The following is a 23,271-nucleotide window of genomic DNA, read 5'->3' as shown; positions in this document are numbered from 1 at the left end:
GGTGGGTAGGGTTGGTTGTTATCAGTATGGGATTGTGCCTTTGCAGACCACGAAATTTCGAGAGGCCCGGCTGCCTTGGTACACTATCTATCCGGCTGTGTCGGAGTTCTCCGGGGCGGTCGGCGCCGAGGCTTATGAGGCATGGCTCAGGAACCTGCCGGCTGAGGATCCGGTGTCACTCTATCTGCACGTTCCGTTCTGCCGATCAGCCTGCTGGTATTGCGGCTTCCCAACCACCATCACCCGCCATGATGCGCCCATCCTCAACTATCTGGCGGCGCTGCGTGACGAGATCCGTCTGGTTTGCGAGCGAGTGCCGAAGACGCTGCCCGTGAGCGACATACATTTCGGCGGCGGAACGCCGTCTCTCATCGGACCAGCCGAGTTCCTCGCTCTGATGGAGTTCCTGCGATGCCGCTTCGCCATCTCGAAAACAGCTACGGTCGCCATCGAGATCGATCCACGCACGCTCACGCCCGAGATGGCGGAAGGCTTGGGAGCGGCCGGCGTGAACCGCGCGAGCCTGGGCGTACAGAGCTTCGATCCCATTGTTCAAAAAGCGATCAACCGAATCCAGAGCGAGGCCCAGACGTCGGCTGCCGTGGAAATGCTGCGCCGGCATGGAGTAAACCGGATCAACTTCGACCTCATCTACGGCCTGCCGCGTCAAACGGTGGAGTCGTGCGTCGAGACGGCGAGGGCAGCGGTCGCCATGCGCCCCGACCGGCTTGCCTTGTTCGGCTACTCGCATATCCCATCCCAAATAAAGAACCAGCGCCTCATCGAGGCGGAATTTCTTCCCCACAGCGCTGCCCGCGCTGAACAGCATGCGGCTGTCGCCGTGACGCTGGTTGCCGCCGGCTACCGAGAGATCGGGCTCGACCATTTCGCCTTGCCGCACGACGAGCTCGCGCTGGCACAGGAAACAGGTCGCTTGCGACGTAACTCGTTGGGCTACTCTGCCGATACCTGCAGAACCCTGATCGGTTTCGGCGCGTCGGCTATCGGCCGCATCGGCCAGGGGTACGTTCAAAACGAAGTTACACGGGATTTCTACATCCGGCACATCGCAGCTGGCCGACTGGCGACATCGAAGGGCCATCGCCTCACAGACGACGACCGCCTGCGAGCCGCAATCATCGAGCGATTAATGTGCGATTTCGAGGCTGACGTGCCGGCAATCTGTGTCGCCCACGGATCTGATCCGATCCGTCTTCGCGGTTCAGATGAGCGTTTGGCGATGCTGGCCAAGGACGGAATAGTGGACTTCGAAAACGGTTTTGTCCGCGTACGGCGGGAGCATCGCTTTGGGGTTCGCGCTGTCGCTGCCGCATTCGATGCTTTTAGGGATGGCCTTACGTATCCCGCAGGTGAGGGCAAGCACACAACACGGAAGCTAACACAGGGAGTATCTTTTGCCGGAGAGAACGAGTTGCCATCGTGCGGTGCCCGGTTAGTGAAGCGCCGTAAAATGTCGACATAGGCGAGGTGAACTGGACCGAACGACGAGAACAGCCTATCCAGTTTCTTGTCGGCAGTTAGTTCGAAAAACAAGGGCTTCTAAGCGGTAAACACATGCTAATCCATTTGATTTACGGGCCGACCTGCAGCGGCAAGACAGACGTTTCAATTTAAATTGCACGAGAGACCGGACGGCCGGTCATTGCGTTGGATCGTGTACAATGCTGTCCTCAAATCGCTACGGGCAGCGAGCGTGCCTCGGATTCCGAACTGCAATCTACCCAGCGGGTTTACTTGGATACGCCCCCTAACCGCGGGCACATCCACGCCGTGACTACCCGTCGTAAGCTGATCATGCACGTGGATGAGCTTAGATCTCAGCCTGGGCTCACTCGCAGCCGGCTCGATCTCCCTTCTCAATTCACATGGCGCGAGTCAGCATCGGGCTGGCGCTTTCAGTGGCATGTAAGGCGGTGGCGGCTCGGCAACTCCGATGCCTTTGTAGAGAGAGCAAAGCGGGTTGTGTGCGTCAAGTTCTGCAAAATGGGGCGGCCATGATGCTGGTCATGCGGCTTGGCGCAGAGCGAGCTTCTTGTGCTCGCGCAGGTCGTCCATGTTGATGTATCGGTTGGCCTCCATCCAGTTTTCATTGGTCTCGACGGCCAAGGCCCTGACCAGGCGCAGGCAGCTTTCGGTATTGGGGAAGATGCGCACGACATAGGTGCGCCGGCGGATTTCCTCGTTGAGCCGCTCCAGCGTGTTGGTGGATTTGAGATGCTTGTGGTGCTGTCTCGGCAGCCTGAAGAAGGTCAGGGTTTGTTCGATGGCATCCTCGGCCCAGCCTGTCAGACCGGATAGCGGGCCGACCATTTGGCAAGCCATGCGGCAAGATCAGCCCTGGCCTCTGCGAGATCGCGCCGGTCGTAGAGCCAGCGCAATTCCTGCAGGCAGTCGTCGCCGTGCTTCCTCGGCAGATGATCGAGCGCGTTCCTGAGGAAGTGCACGTAGCAGCGTTGCCAGGCGGCTTCGGGGATCACCTCGCCGATCGCTGCCACCAGGCCGGCATGATCGTCGGACACGTCCAACCCGATGCCCTTGCTTTGACGGCAGCGCTGGCGGTCTTAACTTCAGTCTTGGTCATGGTGGCGTTCCTTCGCGGGAATCAGGTGACGTGAACAATCACCAGCCTGCCATGACCGCCCCCTCTCAGCGAATTTGCAGAACTCTCAGCACACTACCCCGACGTACTCACCCGGATAGTCCCGGCGATCCAGACGACCTGCTGCTGCCGTGCCTGAGCGGATCAGCTCGACGAACTCGTCGCGGTAGGGGTCGACTCAAAACGAATACGACAGCGTCATCGACACTTCGCGCCCAGCGGCATGCGCCAGCCGCGCGGTCTGCCGGATCGCTTGCTTGGCGCGCGGCGGGTCCCCCAGATAGCCCTCGAAATAAGTGACCTTGGTGCCCGAAGCCTTGTCCCGTTCGACATCGTCGGGGCCGAGTTCGAAGCAGGCGCCGAGATAAGCGCTCGCCATCGGGCGTGACGAAGATCATCGAGCATGCCGTCGGTGGTTGTCCCACTAGCGGTTCGGTGTCGAAGGCGACGCCCTGGGCGTGGATGTCGTGGGCGTAGATCTCGCCGAGAGGTCGTTCCACACCTGCCGAAGAAGGCGGCGCGCCCGCCGAAGCTGCCTACGCCGGCGGCGGTGTTGCCGGCGCTGCATTGCCGATGCAAAGAACGTCATAGTCCGGCGTCAATGTCTCCGCTTGGGAATCCGCCGGCCTTCTTACCACGCCGGCCGGCGCGGGTCTGGCAAGTGGGCTTTCCTTTTGCCAATGCGTTCTCCCGGCCCTCACGGGGCGGCGAGTCCCTGCCACCTGAGGCTACATGGCAGCCGTGGAGATGACCTCAGCAGCGGCGCCCGATCGGAAACCTTAGCACCTCCGCGCTTTGGCGTGGCTGCTTGAACTCTTCGACGGCAACCGCCTCAATTAGCAGATCCAAGGCTTCGCGGCCCCTTTGACTCATCGGGTCATCCCCACAAAGGTAGTCATACGCTCGATCTAAATGCCCTCGGGCGGCGGAAAAATCGCTTGTCATATCATAGGACCCTCTCTATCCGCCCGCATTGCCGTTTACGAGGTGAAGGTAGTGCAATCGTCAATATATACAGACAAATTTGAATTAAATCGGTGATGATCATAGAGGTCGAGTCCCCGACCTGATAGCGCCATCGAGCCCGCCGACGACCACTCGCTGGCGCTCACGGGCGCGGCGCTGAGTGGCCTGCCGCACATGCACAAGTCCTTCAACCTGCCGCCGCTTCCCGTCATATTCGCGGCGCGGCCATTTCACTATCTGGATGGTCTGCCGGCCGCGCGGACAACGCGCCTGGCCCAGGAACTCGACGCCCTGATCCGCTCGCCGAGCCGATCATGGGCGCCGGCGGCATGCTGGTGCCACAGGAGGATTATTTTCCAAAGGTTCAGGCGGTGCTGCGCAAACACGACATCCTCATGCTGTCCGACGAGGTGGTCTGCGGCTTCGGGCGATCCGGCGACAATCTTTCCGGTTCCGAGGAGAAGTGGCTTAAGATCGTGAGCGCCCTATGCTTTTAGGTTTCCGGAAAAAGCTTCGGAAACAGCGCGTCCAGAGCGTCCGCCGGAAAGCGTAGGGACACTGGGCCCTTTGGCGTTTCCGACGCCAATAGTCCGAGCGCGATTACGTCATTGAACAGTCGACGCGCCGTACGTTCGGGTAGTCCGCTAATACGGGATGCCTCGCCGCGGTCAAACTCACCGCGCGTGAGCGCTTCCTCCACGAGGCGGCCGGCTTCGGGCTTCAGACCACTGCGCTCCACATGGCGATACAGCCGCTTGGCCAACGTGTCGAGATCGAACAGTCCGGTCATGAAGCTCACCTGATCGATACACGCCTGCAGGAACCATAAGGTAAAATCGCCGAGCGCGCGTTCGGAGAGGTTGCCACGTCCGTCGAGATCACCCTGGCGGGGCATATCGGCATGATCCATCATGCTCTTGTAATCCATTCGGCTTTTCACGCCACGTGCCAAGCCTCGTGAGATCGACCACAGCCCGTGCGCGGCGATCCCGGCCTGATGGGCCATGGCGTGGCTCATCAATCGGCTGACGCGTCCGTTGCCGTCCGGAAACGGGTGAATGTAGTTGAAGCGGTGATGCGCGGCAGGAATGGTCAGGATGCGTCCGGCCTTGCCCAGCTTATCGAAGCGATAACGCATGGCAAAGTATTGCATGAAATCGTTGACGCGATCGCTCGAAGGCGGTTCATGCCGGCCGATGGCGACGTCATGCTCTGGCTTCGATCGCCACTCACCTGGCGCCATGACGAACTCACGGCCGGCACCCTTGATGGTCAGCATGGGCGCTTCGGCATCGCGATAGAATTCCGCGTGCAGCCATCGAAGAAAACCTACCGATGCCGGTTCCGGCAACTGCCCATCGGCAGCCAGGCGGTCGATCTCGGCTTGCAGGCGAACGTGCGCGGCCGCCTCGAGCTGCAGATTGCGGCGGTTCTCGTCTCGATCGAAGTTTCCGACCAGCGCCCGTTCGATGTCGCGCGGGCGCGTATCGTGGCCTTCGATCAGGTTGCTGTAGTAGGTGTTCATGATGCGCACGAGATCGGCTAGGTTGGCTGCGGTACGCGAGTGCAGGCTTTTGCCCAAAACAGCCGACGTCGCCGACAGCTCTACCAGCGCATCCGAGATAGTTTCGGATACATCGGGTAGGCGTGCCGGTTCGATGCGCTGTACGCTCTCTTCCATATCGGCCGATCTTGGGTTCCGCCAAATGCGTGATTATAAACATAAATTTTCAGTTGACCAGATTGTTTGGCCGATCTTCTGGCCGATCGTCGGCATGCGGACTTGCGGGCCTCGGCACTGCCACCGCTGCCAAGCTTGGACACAAATCGATGCTGCCGATGATGATCATGGCTGATGTTCGGCAGGCCTATCGCACTGACAACTATGCACAAACCGTAATTGGGGGAGCCATCTGGCCGATGCTTTGGCCGATCTATGACGATCGGCCGGACTCAGACAGGTTCGAGGTGGAAAACAGGCAGCTTTAAACATGGTTCTGCCTCGGCCAGCGCAAGATTCGCCTGGAGCTTCGCTTATGCTGTGTGAGCTTGTTCTCTCGCGCCCGAATTCCCCATGGATGGCCCAAAAGCAGGCGATCCATTTGTCATTTTTAAGTGCGTCGGACTGCCAGTTGATCGCGTTCTGACCCGACTGGGAGTTCAAGTTTGACCTGAAACTGACCGGGTGCTGGATGGCAGGCTTCATCCCCACCGGTCTGATATGAAACAACGTCCGGCCCCGAGGCTAGGCTACAATCTCGTATGGCTTCTATGCGCCGTTCTCTTGGAGCGTGTTGCGGGCTTGGTCTGCTCAACCTCGGAGCTCAACGCTTCACGGCGTTAGGATGAGCGTTCGAGGCGCAGGATTACTGCCGACACTGCTCTTCTTGTTCGCATTGGGCAGTTCCCGTTGGAAGCTTCCATCTTGCCGACTGCTGAGTTTGGAGTCGCCGTAGCTGTGAAATCGAAAAGAAGCCCATAGGCAACGTTTGCCGCGACGCTACTGAGAGCTGGTCACCGGGAGAGCCGAAGGTAGAACGAAGTTGTCTCGTTGAGCTTGTATGTGGCGCCAGCATAGAAGGCCCAGTTCCCACCCCAAGGCTTATACAAACGCCCACCGTTAGCGCCGATCGCGTTCATGGCCTCGTCCTTTTGGCAGAGATCACCACGGTCGCTAGCTGGCGAGCAAAGTCCGTCCCAGCGCTGCATTATCTCGTCGGATCCGGCAAGCTGGCAGAATTTCCCAGGCGGAGCTGACGGGGAGGGATGGTGGGAATAAAACGGTGCGCGTGAGGTCTCGGCGGGAACAGCCAAGACATCTAAGCGGAACGGACTGGCATAACGCAAAGACACAGGCGAGCTCAGCGGCAAGGTGGTTGTTATCACCATGGGACGCCTGCCGCGTCAAACGGTGGAGTCGTGCGTCGAGACGGCGAGGGCGGCGGTCGCCATGCGCCCCGACCGGCTTGCCTTGTTCGGCTACTCGCATATCCCATCCCAAATAAAGAACCAGCGCCTCATCGAGGCGGAATTTCTTCCCCACAGCGCTGCCCGCGCTGAACAGCATGCGGCTGTCGCCGTGACGCTGGTTGCCGCCGGCTACCGAGAGATCGGGCTCGACCATTTCGCCTTGCCGCACGACGAGCTCGCGCTGGCACAGGAAACAGGTCGCTTGCGACGTAACTCGTTGGGCTACTCTGCCGATACCTGCAGAACCCTGATCGGTTTCGGCGCGTCGGCTATCGGCCGCATCGGCCAAGGGTACGTTCAAAACGAAGTTACACGGGATTCCTACATCCAGCACATCGCAGATGGCCGACTGGCGACATCGAAGGGCCATCGCCTCACCGACGACGACCGCGCGAGAGCCGCAATTATCGAGCGATTAATGTGCGATTTTGAGGCCGATTTGCCGGCAATCTGTGCCGCCTACGGATCTGATCCGATCCGTCTTCTCGATTCAGCTGAGCGCTTGGCGATCCTGGCCAAGGACGGGATAGTGGTTTTCGAAAACGGTTTTGTCCGCGTACGGCGGGAGCATCGCTTTTTGACTCGCGCTGTCGCTGCCGCCTTTGATGCTTTTAGGGATGGCCTTACGTATCCCGCAGGTGAGGGCAAGCAACACACGGAAGCTAACAAAGGGAGTATCTTTTGCCGGAGAGAACGAGCTGCCATCGTGCGGTGCCCGGTTAGTAGTGAAGCGCCGTAAAATGTCGACATAGGCGTTGGTGAACTGGACCGAACGACGAGAACAGCCTATCCAGTGTGTTGTCGGCAGTTAGTTCGAAAGTCCTGCTACACCCGATCCGATGCCTCTCAACGCCGAGGCCGCACCTCCGTGCCGAAGCCGGCCTTCCCAATGGTGGGTCGAGCCGTCGCTTACCCCGTGCTTGCCTCACAGATCCGCGACCGAGAACCCAGCCTCATGCTCCCGCCCTGCCGGGGCCTAGGTCCATCAAGCATGAAAGGAACACGTCGGAACCTGGGATATCGCTTGCCCGGCCGGGCGGCGATAGCCTTGTCGGGGCAGCGAGGAGCCGTAGCCGATGATGAACGCACAGGAGAAGTCTGGCGTGAATGGGGCGATGATTGTCAAGCTTTGCTCTCGAGTCATTTCGTCAACCATCTTGCGTGACCGATTGGCGACCATCTCCTCGTCCCGACCTTATATTACCCGTCGCCTGTCGCCGCCAGCGCGCAGTGACTTGTCAAGGATGGAGGCCCGCAGACCCCATCGCGCGGCGACTTGTCCTTGACGGTCACGAGCACGGCGGCAGGTTTGCCGTGGTCGGGGAGCCCTTCCTTGGGCGGAAGCCGACGACAGTTTTCGAGGGGAACTCGCCATGAGCCGGGTGCGCAGAGATCGTCCGACGCTCTTGTATTTGCTGGATCCCAGCCGGCTCCGCCTCCGACTGCCTCGGTAGCTCGGTATCCTGAGCGCGTCGGCGGCATCATGCCATTATCATCCTACGAATTGCATGCTCCATCGTCCTGGACGAGACCGGTTTGGCTAGCCAAAGGACGAAGGTCTGATTACCAGATGTGATCGGCATGGGGTCGCTTCCACCAACGACGATGATGGGCACCGTCATCAGGGTGGTACGTACGGCTTCGGGCTGTCCTGGCCCGAGGAAAGTCGCTTTATCGAAAATTAGGAGGTCGGCTGCCTTCCCGCTCTCGATCCAGTCGCAAAGACTCTCGAAGGTCGCGAAGCCGACCGGCTTATAACCCAGCGCGGCGATCTTATCCTTGTAGATCTCCAACGCTGCTGGATCGGGGTCAACGACTGCAATGATTTCTCCGTTGCCAAGTGATCCATCGCATGGGCCGAAAGCGCTATCAGCTCTGACCTGCTCCTCAGCGCAGGCCGGTAAGTAGAGATCGAAGCGTGTACCTCGGCCAACAGCCGAGGTGACGTCAAGGCATCCTGCGAGCGCGCTCACATGGCGGTCCACTGCAGCAAGACCCAGTCCGGTCCCGCCGACGCGAGAGCGCGTGGTAAAAAAGGGCTCAAAGATATGCGGAAGCACCGAACTTGCGATTCCTTGGCCATCGTCGCTGATGGAGAGGAGAACGTAATCTCCCGGTTTCAAGTTGCCCTTAGCCACGGGCTTCGTTTGACAGACGTGAGCGCGAGAAACGCTAATCTCGACACGGCCCTCATTCAAGAGAGCCTCCGACGCGTTCTTGCATAGATTCATAAGGATCTGCTGTATCTCGGTCGGGCTGCCCTCGATCACCGTTTGCCACTCGTTGATCTTGAGGTTCAACTGAACATCCGCACGAAGTGTAACCCGCAGCAATGGCGCGAGATCCATTACACTCTCCGAGACGTCGAAAGGCATCGTCACGCGCTTCCGATTTCGGCTTAGTGACAAAATTTGATCAATAATCAGTTTGGCTCGGTTGCTGGCCAAGATAATTTGGCCGATGTGGCCCCGAATTCTCGAGGGGCGACGCACAAGACCTTTAGCCATCTCTGCGTAGCCGACTATTGCTCCTAGAACATTATTGAATTCATGTGTAACGCCGCTTGCGATTGTGCCGACAGCCGTCAGCCTTTCCGCATGCTCCCATCGACTCTCAAAAAGGTTACGTTCCGTGTGTACACGTTGCATTTCAAGATGGTTGCCTAAACGCACAGTAGCGCTCGCCAGAACCAGGAGGTCGTCTGTGGAGGGTGGTGAGCGATCTCCTTCAAAAACAAGGATACAAACCGCAGCCTGCTGATCGGAGGCCCGGCAACCAACAATTTGACAAACACCGGTAGTGCCTACGGCAGTCCGAACCACTTCCGACGCCGGAACGACGCGAAACACTGGCTGTTCCGGGTGTACAAGTGAGACGACTTCATGGATTAGCGTGGCGTTCCAGACGCGCATGCGCTTGTTCGCGACAAAGTACTCGGTATTCCTGCTGATACTCGGATCCACCAGAGCAAGCGCGCATTGATCCGCATCGAAAACGCATTGAATGAGTCTAAGCGCTGCTTCGGTGGAGAAGCGCCGCGAAGCCTTCGTTGCTTGACTGTCAATGAAACAAGCTTCGATCTCACTCATCGCCGCTTCAAGCTCTAACCGCCTTTCCAACCGGTTCGTCCGCACATGCAGCGTGGAGGCTCGAATGGTCGCAAACAAGCAGAGGCATATGGACACCAAGCCAAAGAAAAGTCGTGTACGCTGCGCTTGCGCGCTGGCGAAGCTGTAGGCGTTCAGATGTTCTCGCTCCAATTCGGCAGCCTTGGCGAACGTGTCGAAGGATGGGATCCGATTGACAGCGCGGTCCAACCTCAACATTGAGGACAGGATAGCGCGGCCCTCGCGGGCAACATCCTCCGTGACTTGGTCCTGGCTAGGAGGAAGTCGGCGGAGAGACTGATCGATTTGTAATGCGAGGCTGAATCCCGGTCTGGCCGAAAATTGAAGGATCAGATTGGAAAATTCAGGCCTGTTCGACACTCCCCCCCGAAGGCGATTAGCCGAGCGAGCAAAGCGTACGAGAGAGCTTTGCAGAAGCTCATTTTGCGCGGCCGAGGCCGAGATGGCAGCTTCTGTGTTTTCGAGGGAATTTTTGAGCTGTGCAACCAACCTGGAGTGCACCCCGGAGCTCTCATTGCGCGAAATCTCAACAAGGCGTTGGTAGTTTTGAAGGTTCCTTTTTAATGCTTGCCCGGTAGAAGCAACGGAACGGAAGTCCAATACCATGTCGGCGCGGGCGACGTCTCGCTGGAGCAATGCGTAGTTGATCTGAATCGTCCGCAGTTCGCTTAGGACCGCCTCGTTGATCTGGGGGTCTTGCCACTGTATCGCGACCAAGAGCGCAACCGAGGCCACTAGGGCCATTACAGAAGCTTTGTCGGTACTGAGCCATTTTTCCCAAACGAACGACGTTTGATCCGCGGTGCGTGCCTTGCGAAGGTCCGATTTGAATTCTAGCTCCCCATCGCGTCGGTGTGCGGCCGGATGCTGCTGGAACAGGAAAGCCAAGTGTACCTCTCCCCTCAAATAGGCGGTGTAGACGCCGTTGCACTCTGCCCCCATGGCCCGCTGACCTTCCATTGATTCGCGGGCGTTTCGACCTCGACGGCGAGGCGGCAGCACAAGGCGGGCAACTGATCGCAGTTTTCGGAACTGGTCTTCCGAGAGATCATCGAAGGGGCATACAAGCGCACGCCTGCAGCAGCCGAGGATGATACCGGTCGGTCAAACGCAACTGGCGAGGGCCGGATCTGCTGTTGGCTGGCAGCTAACACTGGCGGGGCGGCGGCCTCAACTCCGGCGTGCCTAGAGCCGGCTGCTGCGAAAGCGTCCGACACGCTTCCCTTGGGGTCATCCCGTCCAGCGGGCATCCTTGGATCGCTGAAAAAAGACGAGGCGGCTTGATGATCCTGCCCTCGCTGAAGCACCTCGCGAAACCCCCTGTTCCAGTCGCAGAAGCTCCTCTGGACCGGTAGGCGGCTCGTCAGCTCGACCATCGAACAGCGGCCGGAGCGCCTCGGACACGTGCTACTCAAAGCCCACTCGCCGGGCCTGGACCGCTTGCCCGTCTTCCAAGCCGGCGTCCTGCACCTGCGACAAAGCTGTTACACGGGATGGATTACTATTTCGCGGGTCCACACTAGCCTCACATCAACTGTATCGTCAAAGTCCTGCGCCAATTCACACAGCGGGTCATCGAGTTGAGATTCTGCGGAGAGCGCCTCCTCTGCTCCCGTCAAGGGCGCCGGCTCCGGGAGGGCGCCTGTCTGGCTTTCAAAGATGCGTTTCAGAATGCGATCCGAAAAATATCGCACCTTCCTCAATTTTAATGGTGGCAGACCTTGATGAGAACGATTTCGTACTCGTCATTGAGCAGCCGCACCTGTTCGGGACGCAACAGCGGTGCACCTTGATGTGATTCTGAACGTTCCAATCGAACGTTCGCGCCTGGCTGTAGGAAATCGATTGGGCTTGAAATGTGAATCCACCGATAGCTTTGGAAATGTAGTTCGGAGTCTCGTCATCTACCTCGATGTTCCTAGAAGCGCGCCGGCAGCCCGGGCGGGGGGCTTGGGGTTAGACTGCCAGCGCACGCCACTCATAAAGAGCGGCCTCTTTTCGCGGTTCGGACACCCATAGTCAACCCGGCAACGTCTGGATGCCCGCTGTGCTTTTTGCAGAGCGGCGATGCCGGGCAATCGGCCGATCCTGTCTAGGATGGTGTGGCCACTCTCGTCGGCCGAGTTGATGCTCCAGCCAGTATCGCCTTGCCGACCAGCATGAGTTCGCCGTTAGCAATCCATCGTTGCGAGCCGAGACCGAGGTAAAAAGCGCGTGTTATCGACTATGTAGCTGACGCTCCCGCTGACGCCTTCGAGTGAGCACGCTATGCCCCGTTCGCACCCTCTTGTGAATAGTACTGCCCCATGCACCTGAAACCGCCTCCTGGGACCAGGCTTGCTCAAGCCCTTGATTCAACACGATTGATCCGACGCCAAGGGAAGCGGTTTCGAGGTGCCGCAGCGCGTACATGATGATGACCGCCGCGGGGGCCTCGCGGACTTCGAGAACCTTTTCACCGGTTGAGATGTGTTCGAGCCCGGTTGCTGACATACTGGCTCTTGCGGATGCTGATCGACTTCAGTGCTCGTCGCGATGCCGCAAGCGATTTTTTGCGGCAAATGACCTTTCCGAAAAGTTTGCGACAGAACCCGCCGACGCCGCTCTCATCGAAGCGGATGAGGCTCAGCGGCCTCCCCTGTCCGACAATTTGCGTCGGTTTGGCGATTTGACGACACAGGCTTGTTGGTCGGGCTTGTCACGTTGTCTGAAATTGGCCGGCCGAGGGCTGCTGCTGCTGAATCATGCGGGCGTTCGAGTCACGGCCTTCCATTCGGCGATGGCTTGCAAGCGATGAACATGTATGGCGAGAGCAGAACGTTTGGGGCGGGGGACGAAGAGGTTGCGGAGGGCAGACAAGGTCGAGACGAAGCGTTGCAGGCCTCCCGGCGATCGGACCCCTGCATCATCCGCTCCCGTTTTCGCGGCGGCACATGGGAATTCTCCGCTCTGTTGTTCAACCCCTTGTGCGACCGGTGCTCGACGTCCGGCATCATCTGTCGCTTTGCCGCTCCATACGAGCGAAGCTAGTCGGTGATCATGCGCTTCGGCGCGAGCCCCTGCTTCTTCCACAGCCGCGTCAGCAAGCGCAACCTCTCGCAGGGTGCGCTCTCATAGTTCGTTCCTGCGCAGCGGCCTTGTTATCTCGATACTGGATAAGCGTCTACGAACCTACGCGCCGCATAACGAGCTTTGTTGCGCTGGTCGGTTCCGAAGGGTGGCTCTATGCATCGCAGTGGCGGACGCGAAATCCTCACCATCCTTCTGCATCGCGCTATTTGGCTTGCCGAAAACCCAATTTCGCCGGCACGCTGCCGCTGAATACCATGATCATCTCGCATTCTTGCTATGGAGGCTGTCGTCCTTGCTGGGCACGCGGCTGACGGCGACGAAAGCGGGTTTATTCATGCAACACCCCTTTTTGGCAGGCAAGCTGGTGGACCTCGGGATGTCGGGGGCGAATATAGCGAAGACTCCCGCCGCTCGCTGATGCATTCTGGACGCAACCGCATCGAGCCGATGTGTTCGAGACGCTTCGCGGCTGCAGTCGCCGAACGATGGCGTGGTTATGCGACCTGTTCGGCATGGCTACCCCCGTCCAGTCAGGCGTTCACGAAGGTGTTTGTCGAGAATTCGTGGAGAAAGTCCGCCACTTATCGTTGGCGAGGGCTTTGCTCCGGAGTGGCGATCGGTGCGCTGATCGACAGGCAGGCTCTGGCCAAAATCGAAACCCATATCGCCGATGCCGTCGCGAAAGGCCGCAGAATTCGATGCGGGGGCAAACGCATCGCGCGAATGGCACGTCGAACTATCGGTCCTGTCTCCAGCGAGATGACCATCGCGCAAGAAAGAGACATTCGGGCGGCTGGCGCCTGTGATTGCTTCGACGATGCGGATAGGTCGTGCATGAGGCCAACGACACGATCTACGGCCTTCCCCCACATTTGTGCCTCAAACGGAAGCGTGTTTTGCGTGTGGCCGAGGCCTTGGAATATGGCATAGTGGTATGAACACGGGACGCATGTCGTCGGAAGCCGCGCCTTTCGGCCGAGTGAAGCAGTCCGGCATCGGGCGGGAGGGTTCCCGCCATTGCCTCGAGGACTACCTCGAAATGAAATACCTCTGCACGGGCGGCATCTGAAGCATGGGCTTGCAGGGCTCGCAGACCGGTAAACCAGCGAGCCATCTCCAAATATGTGAATTGTGGATTGCTCCTCGACGGGAGCTGAGGGGCGGCTCCGCAAGCCTTACGACGCTCTTTGCGAGCCGTAGCTGCCGAGCTGGCAAAAGGCCGGGCTACGTCGCGCCAGCGCAATCGGCACGCAGAAAATTAGGCCTACCCGCTCCGGGACCGCGGACCTCGTCAGCTTCTCGTAAGTATGCCCGAGTAGGTTGCTCAGCTGATCTGTGGACGTGAGGCTAGCGTGAACCGGCACAAATTTGACCTATCCAATGTAACAGGTTGGCGGCAGGTGCAGCCCCCGGCATCTCAAGAGCAAGCGGCACAGGCCGGGCAAGAGGGCTTTGAGCAGCGCTCGGGCGAGGCGCGCCAAGCCGCTGCCCAAATTCCCGCCCCCGGCGTTCCGGCTCTGCCAGACCCGTTCCATCCTCATCCGTCTCAGGGAGACCTGAGCCTCATCGAAGGCGCGGCCCCATGGGAAGCGCAGCCCATGATGCAAGGGAGCGGACAAGAACACGCCGCGGCGCCGTACGCCGGAGGCAGTGGGTCGATGCTAGGTGCCTCGGTGCTGCAGCCGGGTCACTCAACGGCGCGCCATCATCATGCGCCGGATTCGTCAGTGGTTGATCTGAATCCTTCCGCACCGTTCGAGTTGCGTGACCATGCTCGTTCCGCCGTGCCGGCGGCGGTGCAGCCAGATCCTCCAATAGTGGTCTCCGACGGTCGCGGCTGCAAGCGTCCTCTTTATTCCAACGATGCGACCGTTGTCGAAGGGCTGAGGTCACTCTACGCGGGTAAGGCCAAGGAGGACACGGTCAAGCGCCATGTAAATTCTCTTTACGGCTTTGGTCGTTGGCTCTTTAAAAATAACAAGCCGGGATTTGCTGCTCGGCTTCACGAGGAGTCGCTGGATGAAGATCTCAAGGAGTACGAGAGCAGTGGTGGCTCCTCGACTGTGGCTGTGGCACTGCGTCGTCTCAGAGAGTCGGCGGGCGGAGTGCCAATGGTGGGCCGCGCTGTCCTGAATCCCGACCCTGCCGACGCCGTGCTCATCAAAGAGTACAAAGCGGCTCTCATCAAAGAGTACAAGGGAGCGCCTGCGACCGGGCCGAATCGCCAAACCATTCACGACTATGGAGCTACTCTTAGACGTTTCAGTGAATACCTGGTTGAAAACAACAAGCCGGGGATTGCGGCTCGGCTTCACGAGGAGTCGCTGGATGAAGATGCCAAGCGCTATAAGGACTCCAGTGGTGACCGGAGGATCATTGCACTAGCTCATCTCCGGAAGTTCCTGCCGTCCGCCGCACTCGGGCGCGAAATTGCCCTTGCTGCTCGTCCGGAAGACGCAGTCGGCATGGAGGCTCGTGCCATTGGGGACGCCGCTGCGCAGCACAGCGGGCCGCAGAAGGCATTGGGTCGGCCAGAGAAGCTCCCTGGGGAAGCTAATGAAGACGCCGCTGTTCTGCCATCGTCTTTCGTACCAACTGGGCACCATCACCAAGCCTCGGATCCCGCAGAGTCCTTTCGTCCCCTGATCTGGCGCGACGGCGACCAGCGCGCGCCGGACGAGCGGATCGCTGCACAGGACAGGAGCAACCTGCTACCAAGCGAGGAGGTGCCACTGAGGCCACCGGAATTCGCTCCGCCCAGCTTGCGGGCGGGGAATTCCGCCTTGCCAGAGCTCTTTCCTGAGGGGATGTCCCCCGCGGTCGAAGGGTTTTTTGGTGTTTTCGGCGACCCCAGCGGGCGGGTGCTCGGCGCATTGCAATTGCTAGGCGACGAACATATCCAGAGGGATTACCAGCTCCTGGAGCAGGAGTTGCAGGGGAACAATCCAGAACTCGCCGCCCGGACGCGGTTCGTGGATCCCCTCGTAGCCAATTATCATCTGCGCTTGGGCTCCGAGAGCGACAAGCTAAGCGCATTCCAGCGCATCGTCCATAATCAGAACGGTAACGACACAGCCGACTTCCTGTTCGTGCCAGTGAGCGATGGCGGTAAGACTCTTGCGGAGCGCGGCAAACATTGGTCGCTGCTGTTCGTTGATCGCAGCGACCGGGAACGGCCGGTTGCCTATCATTATGACTCCGTCAGCGGATGGCATGACAAGCTTGCAAAACACCTCGCAGAAAGGCTGGGCGCCAGCCTGGAGACCCGCGTGGACTTACCCCGCATCGCCCAGCAGAGCAACGAGTGGGATTGCGGAGTCTACGTGGTGGACGGCACGCGGGCGCTGGTTGGGCGATTGCAAAGATGGCAGCCAGACCTGCCAGACCTGAACCTCAACAACCTCGTCGTCAATCGGCAGGCACTACAAACCCGACTCATGGGTGACGATACATCTGGAACGGCAAATTATCTCACGAACTTTGAACTCATGGACCGACAGGCGCGAGACGCGGTTAAGGAAAGCCCCGTTGGGACGTTTCACCAGCGGATCAAGCGGCTCGGCCAGTCAGCGCGAGCGTTGCACGACAGAGCCCTGGCTCCAGTCGCGCCGGACCAAGGCAACCCAGACTCGGTGTTCGTACGGGACGTTGTTCCCGGGGAAACACGCCATCATCATGCGCCGGATTCGTCAGTGGTTGATCTGAATCCCCCCGCACCGTTCGAGTTGCGTGACCATGCTCGTTCTATGCCGGCGGCGGTGCAGCCAGATCCTCCAGTAGTGGTCTCCGGTCGCGACAAGCGTCCTCTTTATTCCAACGATGCGACCGTTGTCGAAGGGCTGCGGTCAGCACTCTATGCCGGTAAGGTCGGGGAGCGCACGGTCACGGACCATGTAAATTCTCTTCTCGGCTTTGGTCGTTGGCTCTTTGATAATAACAAGCCGGGATTTGCTGCTCGGCTTGACGATCCGTTGCTGGATCAGGATCTCAAGGAGTACCAGCGCGAGAGTGGCTCCTCGAACGTGGCTAGAGCACTGGGTCGTCTCAAAGAGTCGGCGGGCGGAGCGCCAATGGTGGGCCGCGCTGCCCTGAATCCCGACCCTGTCGACGCCGAGCTCATCAGAGATTACAAAGCGGCTCTCATCAAAAAGTACGAGGCAGAGCCTGCGACCGGGCCGAATCCCAAAACCACTCAGGACTATGCGGCTACTCTTAGACGTTTCAGTCAATACCTGCATGAAAACAACAGGCCGGGGATTGCGGCTCGGCTTTACGAGGGGTCGCTGGATGAAGATGCCAGGCGTTATTTGGACTCCAGTGGTAACCGGTGGATCAGTGCACTAGCTCATCTCCGGAAGTTCCCGCCGTACGCCGCACTCGGGCGCGAAATTGCCCTTGCTGCTCGTCCGGAAGACGCAGTCGGCATGGAGGCTCGTGCCATTGGGGACGCCGCTGCGCAGCACAGCGGGCCGCAGAAGGCATTGGGTCGGCCAGAGAAGCTCCCTGGGAAAGCTAAGCAGCTGAGCGAGATCGGCAATTCAGGCGCTCGCGTGCTGATGCAGGCCCCCACCCATCAAGTGGGTGCATTGCCATGGGAGGCGCAGCCCATGATGCTGGGGGACGAGCACCTGGCACCGCATACCGGAGGCAGTGGGTCGATGCTGGGTGCCTCGGTGCTGCAGCCGGGTCACTCAAGGGCGCGCCATCATGATGCGCCGGATTCGTCAGTGGTTGATCTGAATCCCCTCGCACCGTCCGATTTGCGTGACCATGCTCGTTCTGTGCCGGCGGCGCCTGCCGGGCCAGCGTTCGCCAGGGCTGAGGAGACGCCCTCCGCGGTTGGCGAGGCCGCGGTGGCCGAAAGGTGGGCTCGGTTGCAAAAGCAAATGGACGAACCAGTGCATGATCCCGGCCCTCAAGTGGATACATCGCCATGGGAGGCGCAACTCATGGTGCAAGGGAGCGGACAAGAACACGCCGCGGCGCCCTACGCCGGAGGCAGTGGGTCGATGCTGGGTGCCTCGGTGCTGCAGCCGAGTCACTCAAGGGCGCGCCATCATGATGCGCCGGATTCGTCAGTGGTTGATCTGAATCCCCTCGCACCGTTCGAGTTGCGTGACCATGCTCGTTCTGTGCCGGCGGCGCCTGCCGGGCCAGCGTTCGCCAGGGCTGGGGAGACGCCCTCCGCGGTTGGCGAGGCCGCGGTGGCCGAAAGGTGGGCTCGGTTGCAAAAGCAGAAGGTCGACGCTGATTTGTCGGGATATTTCGACTCGATTCCGCACGCGGACCTTCTACGATCGCCATGGGAGGCGCAACTCATGACGCAAGGGAGCGGACAAGAACACGCCGCGGCGCCCTACGCCGGAGGCAGTGGGTCGATGCTGGGTGCCTCGGTGCTGCAGCCGGGTCACTCAACGGCGCGCGATTCGTCAGTGGTTGATCTGAATCCCCCCGCACCGTTCGAGTTGCGTGACCATGCTCGTTCTGTGCCGGCGGCGCCTGCCGGGCCAGCGTTCGCCAGGGCTGAGGAGACGCCCTCCGCGGTTGGCGAGGCCGCGGTGGCCGAAACGCTGGCTCGGTCGCAAAAGCAGATGGTCGACGCTGATTTGTCGGGATATTTCGACTCGATTCCGCACGCGGACCTTCTACGATCGCCATGGGAGGCGCAACTCATGCAAGGGAGCGGACAAGAACACGCCGCGGCGCCCTACGCCCGAGGCAGTGGGTCGATGCTGGGTGCCTCGGTGCTGCAGCCGGGTCACTCAACGGCGCGCCATCATGATGCGCCGGATTCGTCAGTGGTTGATCTGAATCCCCCCGCACCGTCCGAGTTGCGTGACCATGCTCGTTCTGTGCCGCCGGCGGTGCAGCCAGATCCTCCAATAGGGGTATCCGGTCGCGACAAGGGTCCTCTCTATTCCAACGATGCGACCATTGTCGAAGGGCTGAGGTCAGCATTGGAGAGCACGGTCAAGCGCCATGTAAATTCTCTTCTCGGCTTTGGTCGTTGGCTCTTTGATAATAACAGGCCGGGATTTGCTGCTCGGCTTCACGAGGAGTCGCTGGATCCGGATCTCAAGGAGTACGAGAGCAAGAGTGGCTCCTCGGACGTGGCTAGAGCAGTGGGTCATCTCAAGACGTGGGCGGGCGGAGCGCCAGTGCTGGACCGCGCCGCTGTCCTGAATAATCCCGACCCTGCCGACGCCGCGCTCATCAGAGATTACACAGCGGCTCCCATCAAAGAGTACAAGGCAGCGCCGACCGGGCCGAATCCCGCTACCATTCAGACCTATGGATCTGCTCCTAGACGTTTCAGTGAATACCTGGTTGAAAACAAAAAGCCGGGGATTGCGGCTCGGCTTCACGAGGGGTCGCTGGATGAAGATGCCAAGCGCTATAACAACTCCGGTGGGATCAGTGCACTAGCTCATCTCCGGAAGTCCGAACTCGGGCGCGAGCTCCCTGGGAAAGCTAATGAAGACGACGCTGTCCTGCCATTGTCTTTCGTGCCAACTGGGCCCCATCACCAAGCCTCGGATCCCGCAGGGTCCTTTCGTCCCCTGATCTGGCGCGACGGCGACCAGCGCGCGCCGGACGAGCGGATCGCTGCACAGGACAGGAGCAACCAGCTATCAAGCGAGGAGGTCCTCATCAACCGTGAGCATGATACAGCGGAGTTGAGACCAGCGAAGAGGCAAAGGCCCCCGAACAGTCGTCTGCAGGACGTTGCCACTGAGCCGCAGCTGAGCGAGATCGGCAATTCAGGCGCTCGCGTGCTGATGCAGGCCCCCACCCATCAAGTGGGTGCATTGCCATGGGAAGCGCAGCCCATGATGCAAGGGAGCGGACAAGAACACGCCGCGGCGCCGTACGCCGGAGGCAGTGGGTCGATGCTGGGTGCCTCGGTACTGCAGCCGGGTCACTCAACGGCGCGCCATCATCATGCGCCGGATTCGTCAGTGGTTGATCTGAATCCCCCCGCACCGTCCGAGTTGCGTGACCATGCTCGTTCTGTGCCGGCGGCGGTGCAGCCAGATCCTCCAATAGGGGTCTCCGGTCGCGACAAGGGTCCCCTCTATTCCAACGATGCGACCGTTGTCGAAGGGCTGAGGTCAGCTTACGCGGGTAAGGTCAAGGAGAGCACGGTCAAGCGCCATGTAAATTCTCTTCTCGGCTTTGGTCGTTGGCTCTTTGACAATAACAGGCCGGGATTTGCTGCTCGGCTTGACGAATCGTCGCTGGATCAGGATCGCAAGGAGTACGAGAGCAGGGGTGGCCCCTCGGAGTACGAGAGCAGGGGTGGCCCCTCGATCGTGGCTAGAGCACTGGGTCGTCTCAAGACGTTGGCGGGCGGAGCGCCAGTGGTCGACCGCCCTGTCCGGAATCCCTACCCTGCCGACGCCGCGCTCATCAGAGATTACACAGCGGCTCTCATCAAAGAGTACAAAGAAGCGCCTGCGACCGGGCCGAATCGCGGTACCATTCAGGTCTATGGATCTACTCTTATACGTTTCAGTGAATACCTGCATGAAAACAAAAAGCCGGGGATTGCGGATCGGCTTCACGAGGGGTCGCTAGATGAAGATGCCAAGCGCTATGTGAACTCCGGTGGTAACCGGAGGATCAGTGCACTAGCTCATCTCCGGAAGTTCGCACCCGGGCGCGAAATTGCCCTTGCTGCTCGTCCGGAAGACGCAGTCGGCATGGAGGCTCGTGCCATTGGGGACGCCGCTGCGCAGCGCAGCGGGCCGCAGGAGGCATTGGGTCGGCCAGAGAAGCCCCCTGGGAAAGCTAAAGACGGGCGGGTGCTCGGCGCATTGGAATTGCTAGGCGACGAACATATCCAGAGGGATTACCAACTCCTGGAGCAGGAGTTGCAGGGGAACAATCCAGATCTCGCCGCCCGGACGCGGTTCGTGGATCCCCTCGTAGCCAATTATCATCTGCGCTTGGGCTCCAAGAGCGTCATGCTAAGCGCATTCCAGCGCATCGTCCATAATCAGAACGGTAACGACACAGCCGACTTCCTGTTCGTGCCAGTGAGCGATGGCGGTAAGACTCTTGCGGAGCGCGGCACCCATTGGTCGCTGCTGTTCGTTGATCGCAGCGACCGGGAGCGGCCGGTTGCCTATCATTATGACTCCTACAACGGATGCAATGACACGCTTGCAAAAGAGCTCGCAGAAAATCTGGGCGCCAGCCTGGAGACCCGCGTGGGCGTATCCCGCATCGCCCAGCAGAGCAACGTGGTGGATTGCGGAGTCTACGTGGTGGACGGCACGCGGGCGCTGGTTGGGCGATTGCAATCGCAGCCAGATAACCTGAACCTCAACAACCTCGTCGTCAATCGGCAGGCACTACAAACCCGCCTCAGGGGTGACAATACATCTGGAACGGCAAATAATCTTACGAACTTTGAACTCATGGACCGACAGGCCCGAGACGCGGTTAAGGAAAGCCCCGTTGGGACGTTTCACCAGCAGATCAAGCGGCTCGGCCAGTCAGCGCCAGACGTTGCTCCCGGGGACCCATTGAAATTTCAGAGTCTTGAGAGCAAGGGGGACGCCGCTGCGCAGCACAGCGGGCCGCAGGAGGAATACAGTTGGCCAGAGTATCTCCCCCCTGGGAAAGCTAATGAAGACGACGCTGTTCTGGCATCGTCTTTCGTGCCAACTGGGCCCCATCACCAAGCCTCGGATCCCGCAGAGTCCTTTCGTCCCCTGATCTACGGCGACCAGGGCGCGCCGGACGAGCGGATCGCTGCACAGGACAGGAGCAACCAGCTACCAAGCGAGGAGGTCCTCATCAACCGTGAGCATGATACAGCGGAGTTGAGACCAGCGAAGAGGCAAAGGACCCCGAACAGTCGTCTGCAGGACGTTGCCACTGAGCCGCAGCTGAGCGAGATCGGCAATTCAGGCGCTCGCGTGCTGATGCAGGCCCCCACCCATCAAGTGGGTGCATTGCCATGGGAGGCGCAGCCCATGATGCAAGGGAGCGGACAAGAACACGCCGCGGCGCCGTACGCCGGAGGCAGTGGGTCGATGCTGGGTGCCTCGGTGCTGCAGCCGGGTCACTCAACGGCGCGCCATCATCATGCGCCGGATTCGTCAGTGGTTGATCTGAATCCCCCCGCACCGTCCGAGTTGCGTGACCATGCTCGTTCTGTGCCGGCGGCGGTGCAGCCAGATCGCCCAAAAGTGGTCTCCGGTCCCGACAAGGGTCCTCTTTATTCCAACGATGCGACCCTTGTCGAAGGGCTGAGGTCAGCACTCTATGCCGGTAAGGTCGGGGAGATCACGGTCAAGCGCCATGTAGATATTCTTTTCGGCTTTGGTCATTGGCTCGTTGAAAATAACAAGCCGGGGATTGCGGATCGGCTTCACGATTCGTCGCTGGATCGGGATCGCAAGGAGTACGAGATCTGGGGTGGCGGCCCCTCGGCCGTGGCTGGGTCACTGGGTCGTCTCAAGACGTGGGCGGGCGGAGCGCCAGTGGTGGGCCGCCCTGCCCTGAATCCCCACCCTGCCGACGCCGTGCTCATCAGAGAGTACACAGCGGCTCTCATCAAAGCGTACGAGGCAGCGCCGACCGGGCCGAAACCCCGTACCGTTGAGGTCTATGGGTCTGCTCTTAGACGTTTCAGTCAATGCCTGGTTGAAAACAAAAAGCCGGGGATTGCGGATCGGCTTCACGAGCGGTCGCTGGATGAAGATGCCAAGCGCTATATGAAAACCGCTGACATCAGTGCACTAACTCATGTCCGGAAGTTCGCACTCGGGCGCGAAATTGCCCTTGCTGCTCGTCCGGAAGACGCAGTCGGCATGGAGGCTCGTGCCATTGGGGACGCCGCTGCGCAGACCGCGGCACAAGCTCATGGCCACGCAGGAGAGCAGGGACCCATCTCTCGAGCTCAACAAGTCGCGCCAGCGCCGTTTGAACGGCACTTGGGCAAGAAGCGTGAGGCCCAGGACGGACTGACGAGTACACTTGACAGGAGCAACCTCGTGAACAGCGGGGGCGTCATCATAAACAATGAACATTACACAGCGCTGTTGAGACCGGCGAAGAGGCAGAGGACTGATAATCCGCAAAGCCGCGCCATGGGGCGGCAACTGAGCGAAGCAACCACGACGTCCATCAGCCAAGCCTCCGATCAAGCCCGAGCGGACCTAATGGCTTCCTTCAGAAGCAGGGAGCGCTCCGACGCGGGGCGTTGAGCTCCATGGCTGGGGTCAAGCAGAACAGCTCTCTTGACGACAGAGGCGCTGATGCGATCTCCGGACCGGTAGCTCTCGCCGTAATTGATCAGGCTGGTACTGTTGGAAGGCTTGATCAGCCTCGTCACCCCAATCTCCAGCATAGCTCACTGTCACGCGGCCAACGTGCCTCCGTAGCTAACATCTACGTCAGCGTTGAAGAAGTACCCCGCGCCACGGGATGTTTTGACCAGGCGAGGGTTGGCCGCATCAGCCTCCAGCTTTCGGCGCAAGCGCATGATTAGGACATCGATAC

The 23,271-nt window shown here is 59.9% G+C and carries 9 protein-coding genes and 6 pseudogenes; 7 read left to right on the top strand and 8 right to left on the bottom strand.

Annotation, left to right across the window (positions count from 1 at the left end):
- Positions 1–40: 40 nt before the first annotated feature.
- Complete coding sequence (gene hemN, locus NKI70_RS24355; RefSeq protein WP_352644016.1) at positions 41–1,483, top strand: oxygen-independent coproporphyrinogen III oxidase; 1,443 nt, start codon at positions 41–43, stop codon at positions 1,481–1,483.
- 152 nt (positions 1,484–1,635) lie between these two features.
- Positions 1,636–2,019, top strand: coding sequence for an isopentenyl transferase family protein (locus NKI70_RS24350; protein WP_084641664.1), 384 nt, complete (start codon positions 1,636–1,638; stop codon positions 2,017–2,019).
- Between the two features lie 6 nt (positions 2,020–2,025).
- Here NKI70_RS24350 and NKI70_RS24345 read toward each other — a convergent pair.
- From NKI70_RS24345 to NKI70_RS24335, 3 genes and pseudogenes are all read right to left on the bottom strand, one after another.
- Positions 2,026–2,567, bottom strand: a pseudogene (locus NKI70_RS24345) (transposase); the annotation flags it as partial.
- A gap of 234 nt (positions 2,568–2,801) precedes the next feature.
- A pseudogene (locus NKI70_RS24340) lies at positions 2,802–3,184 on the bottom strand (PfkB family carbohydrate kinase); the annotation flags it as partial.
- A gap of 189 nt (positions 3,185–3,373) precedes the next feature.
- The gene (locus tag NKI70_RS24335) at positions 3,374–3,565 is read right to left on the bottom strand and encodes a hypothetical protein (RefSeq protein ID WP_023679698.1); all 192 of its coding nucleotides are present in this window, start codon (positions 3,563–3,565) and stop codon (positions 3,374–3,376) included.
- 335 nt (positions 3,566–3,900) lie between these two features.
- On the opposite strand from NKI70_RS24335, the gene NKI70_RS24330 reads away from it, so the two are divergent.
- Positions 3,901–4,083: an aminotransferase class III-fold pyridoxal phosphate-dependent enzyme gene (locus NKI70_RS24330; RefSeq protein WP_352572141.1), complete on the top strand. Its 183-nt coding sequence runs from the start codon at positions 3,901–3,903 to the stop codon at positions 4,081–4,083.
- Here NKI70_RS24330 and NKI70_RS24325 read toward each other — a convergent pair.
- Complete coding sequence (locus tag NKI70_RS24325) at positions 4,080–5,267, bottom strand: Fic family protein (protein ID WP_023679700.1); 1,188 nt, start codon at positions 5,265–5,267, stop codon at positions 4,080–4,082. The genes NKI70_RS24330 and NKI70_RS24325 overlap by 4 nt on opposite strands.
- Positions 5,268–5,416: 149 nt before the next feature.
- Here NKI70_RS24325 and NKI70_RS24320 point away from each other — a divergent pair, with 149 nt between their 5' ends.
- Together NKI70_RS24320 and NKI70_RS24315 are read left to right on the top strand one after the other, a co-directional pair.
- Positions 5,417–5,575, top strand: a complete 159-nt coding sequence (locus NKI70_RS24320) for a hypothetical protein (RefSeq protein ID WP_023679701.1) — start codon at positions 5,417–5,419, stop codon at positions 5,573–5,575.
- A 907-nt stretch (positions 5,576–6,482) separates the two neighbouring features.
- Positions 6,483–7,175: pseudogene (locus NKI70_RS24315) on the top strand (oxygen-independent coproporphyrinogen III oxidase); the annotation flags it as partial.
- Between the two features lie 862 nt (positions 7,176–8,037).
- On the opposite strand, the gene NKI70_RS24310 reads toward NKI70_RS24315, so the two are convergent.
- The 3 genes and pseudogenes from NKI70_RS24310 to NKI70_RS24300 form a co-directional block, all read right to left on the bottom strand.
- The gene (locus NKI70_RS24310) at positions 8,038–10,572 is read right to left on the bottom strand and encodes a two-component system VirA-like sensor kinase (RefSeq protein ID WP_352724973.1); all 2,535 of its coding nucleotides are present in this window, start codon (positions 10,570–10,572) and stop codon (positions 8,038–8,040) included.
- 596 nt (positions 10,573–11,168) lie between these two features.
- Positions 11,169–11,589 (bottom strand): annotated as a pseudogene (locus NKI70_RS24305) (type IV secretory system conjugative DNA transfer family protein); the annotation flags it as partial.
- Positions 11,590–12,426: 837 nt separating this feature from the next.
- Positions 12,427–12,773: pseudogene (locus NKI70_RS24300) on the bottom strand (DDE-type integrase/transposase/recombinase); the annotation flags it as partial.
- A gap of 507 nt (positions 12,774–13,280) precedes the next feature.
- Between NKI70_RS24300 and NKI70_RS34005 the strand changes: the two are divergent.
- Both NKI70_RS34005 and NKI70_RS24290 read left to right on the top strand, forming a co-directional pair.
- Positions 13,281–13,825: pseudogene (locus NKI70_RS34005) on the top strand (aldehyde dehydrogenase family protein); the annotation flags it as partial.
- Between the two features lie 283 nt (positions 13,826–14,108).
- Complete coding sequence (locus NKI70_RS24290; RefSeq protein WP_352724972.1) at positions 14,109–22,976, top strand: Ulp1 family isopeptidase; 8,868 nt, start codon at positions 14,109–14,111, stop codon at positions 22,974–22,976.
- A 152-nt stretch (positions 22,977–23,128) separates the two neighbouring features.
- Here the strand turns inward: NKI70_RS24290 and NKI70_RS24285 are convergent.
- On the bottom strand, positions 23,129–23,271 hold a 143-nt coding region (locus tag NKI70_RS24285), incomplete at its 5' end, for a winged helix-turn-helix domain-containing protein (protein WP_352443246.1).

Origin of the sequence: Mesorhizobium sp. M0500, from assembly GCF_040321165.1 — a bacterium.
Classification (GTDB): Bacteria; Pseudomonadota; Alphaproteobacteria; order Rhizobiales; family Rhizobiaceae; genus Mesorhizobium.
This window is presented reverse-complemented; position numbering and strand designations above follow the sequence as displayed.

What these genes read in the sequence shown, in the direction of transcription:
- NKI70_RS24320 (WP_023679701.1), top strand. Translation starts at nt 5,417, where the DNA reads ATGCTGCCGATGATGATCATGGCTGATGTTCGGCAGGCCTATCGCACT.
- NKI70_RS24330 (WP_352572141.1), top strand. Translation starts at nt 3,901, where the DNA reads ATGGGCGCCGGCGGCATGCTGGTGCCACAGGAGGATTATTTTCCAAAG.
- NKI70_RS24325 (WP_023679700.1), bottom strand. Translation starts at nt 5,267, where the DNA reads ATGGAAGAGAGCGTACAGCGCATCGAACCGGCACGCCTACCCGATGTA.
- NKI70_RS24335 (WP_023679698.1), bottom strand. Translation starts at nt 3,565, where the DNA reads ATGACAAGCGATTTTTCCGCCGCCCGAGGGCATTTAGATCGAGCGTAT.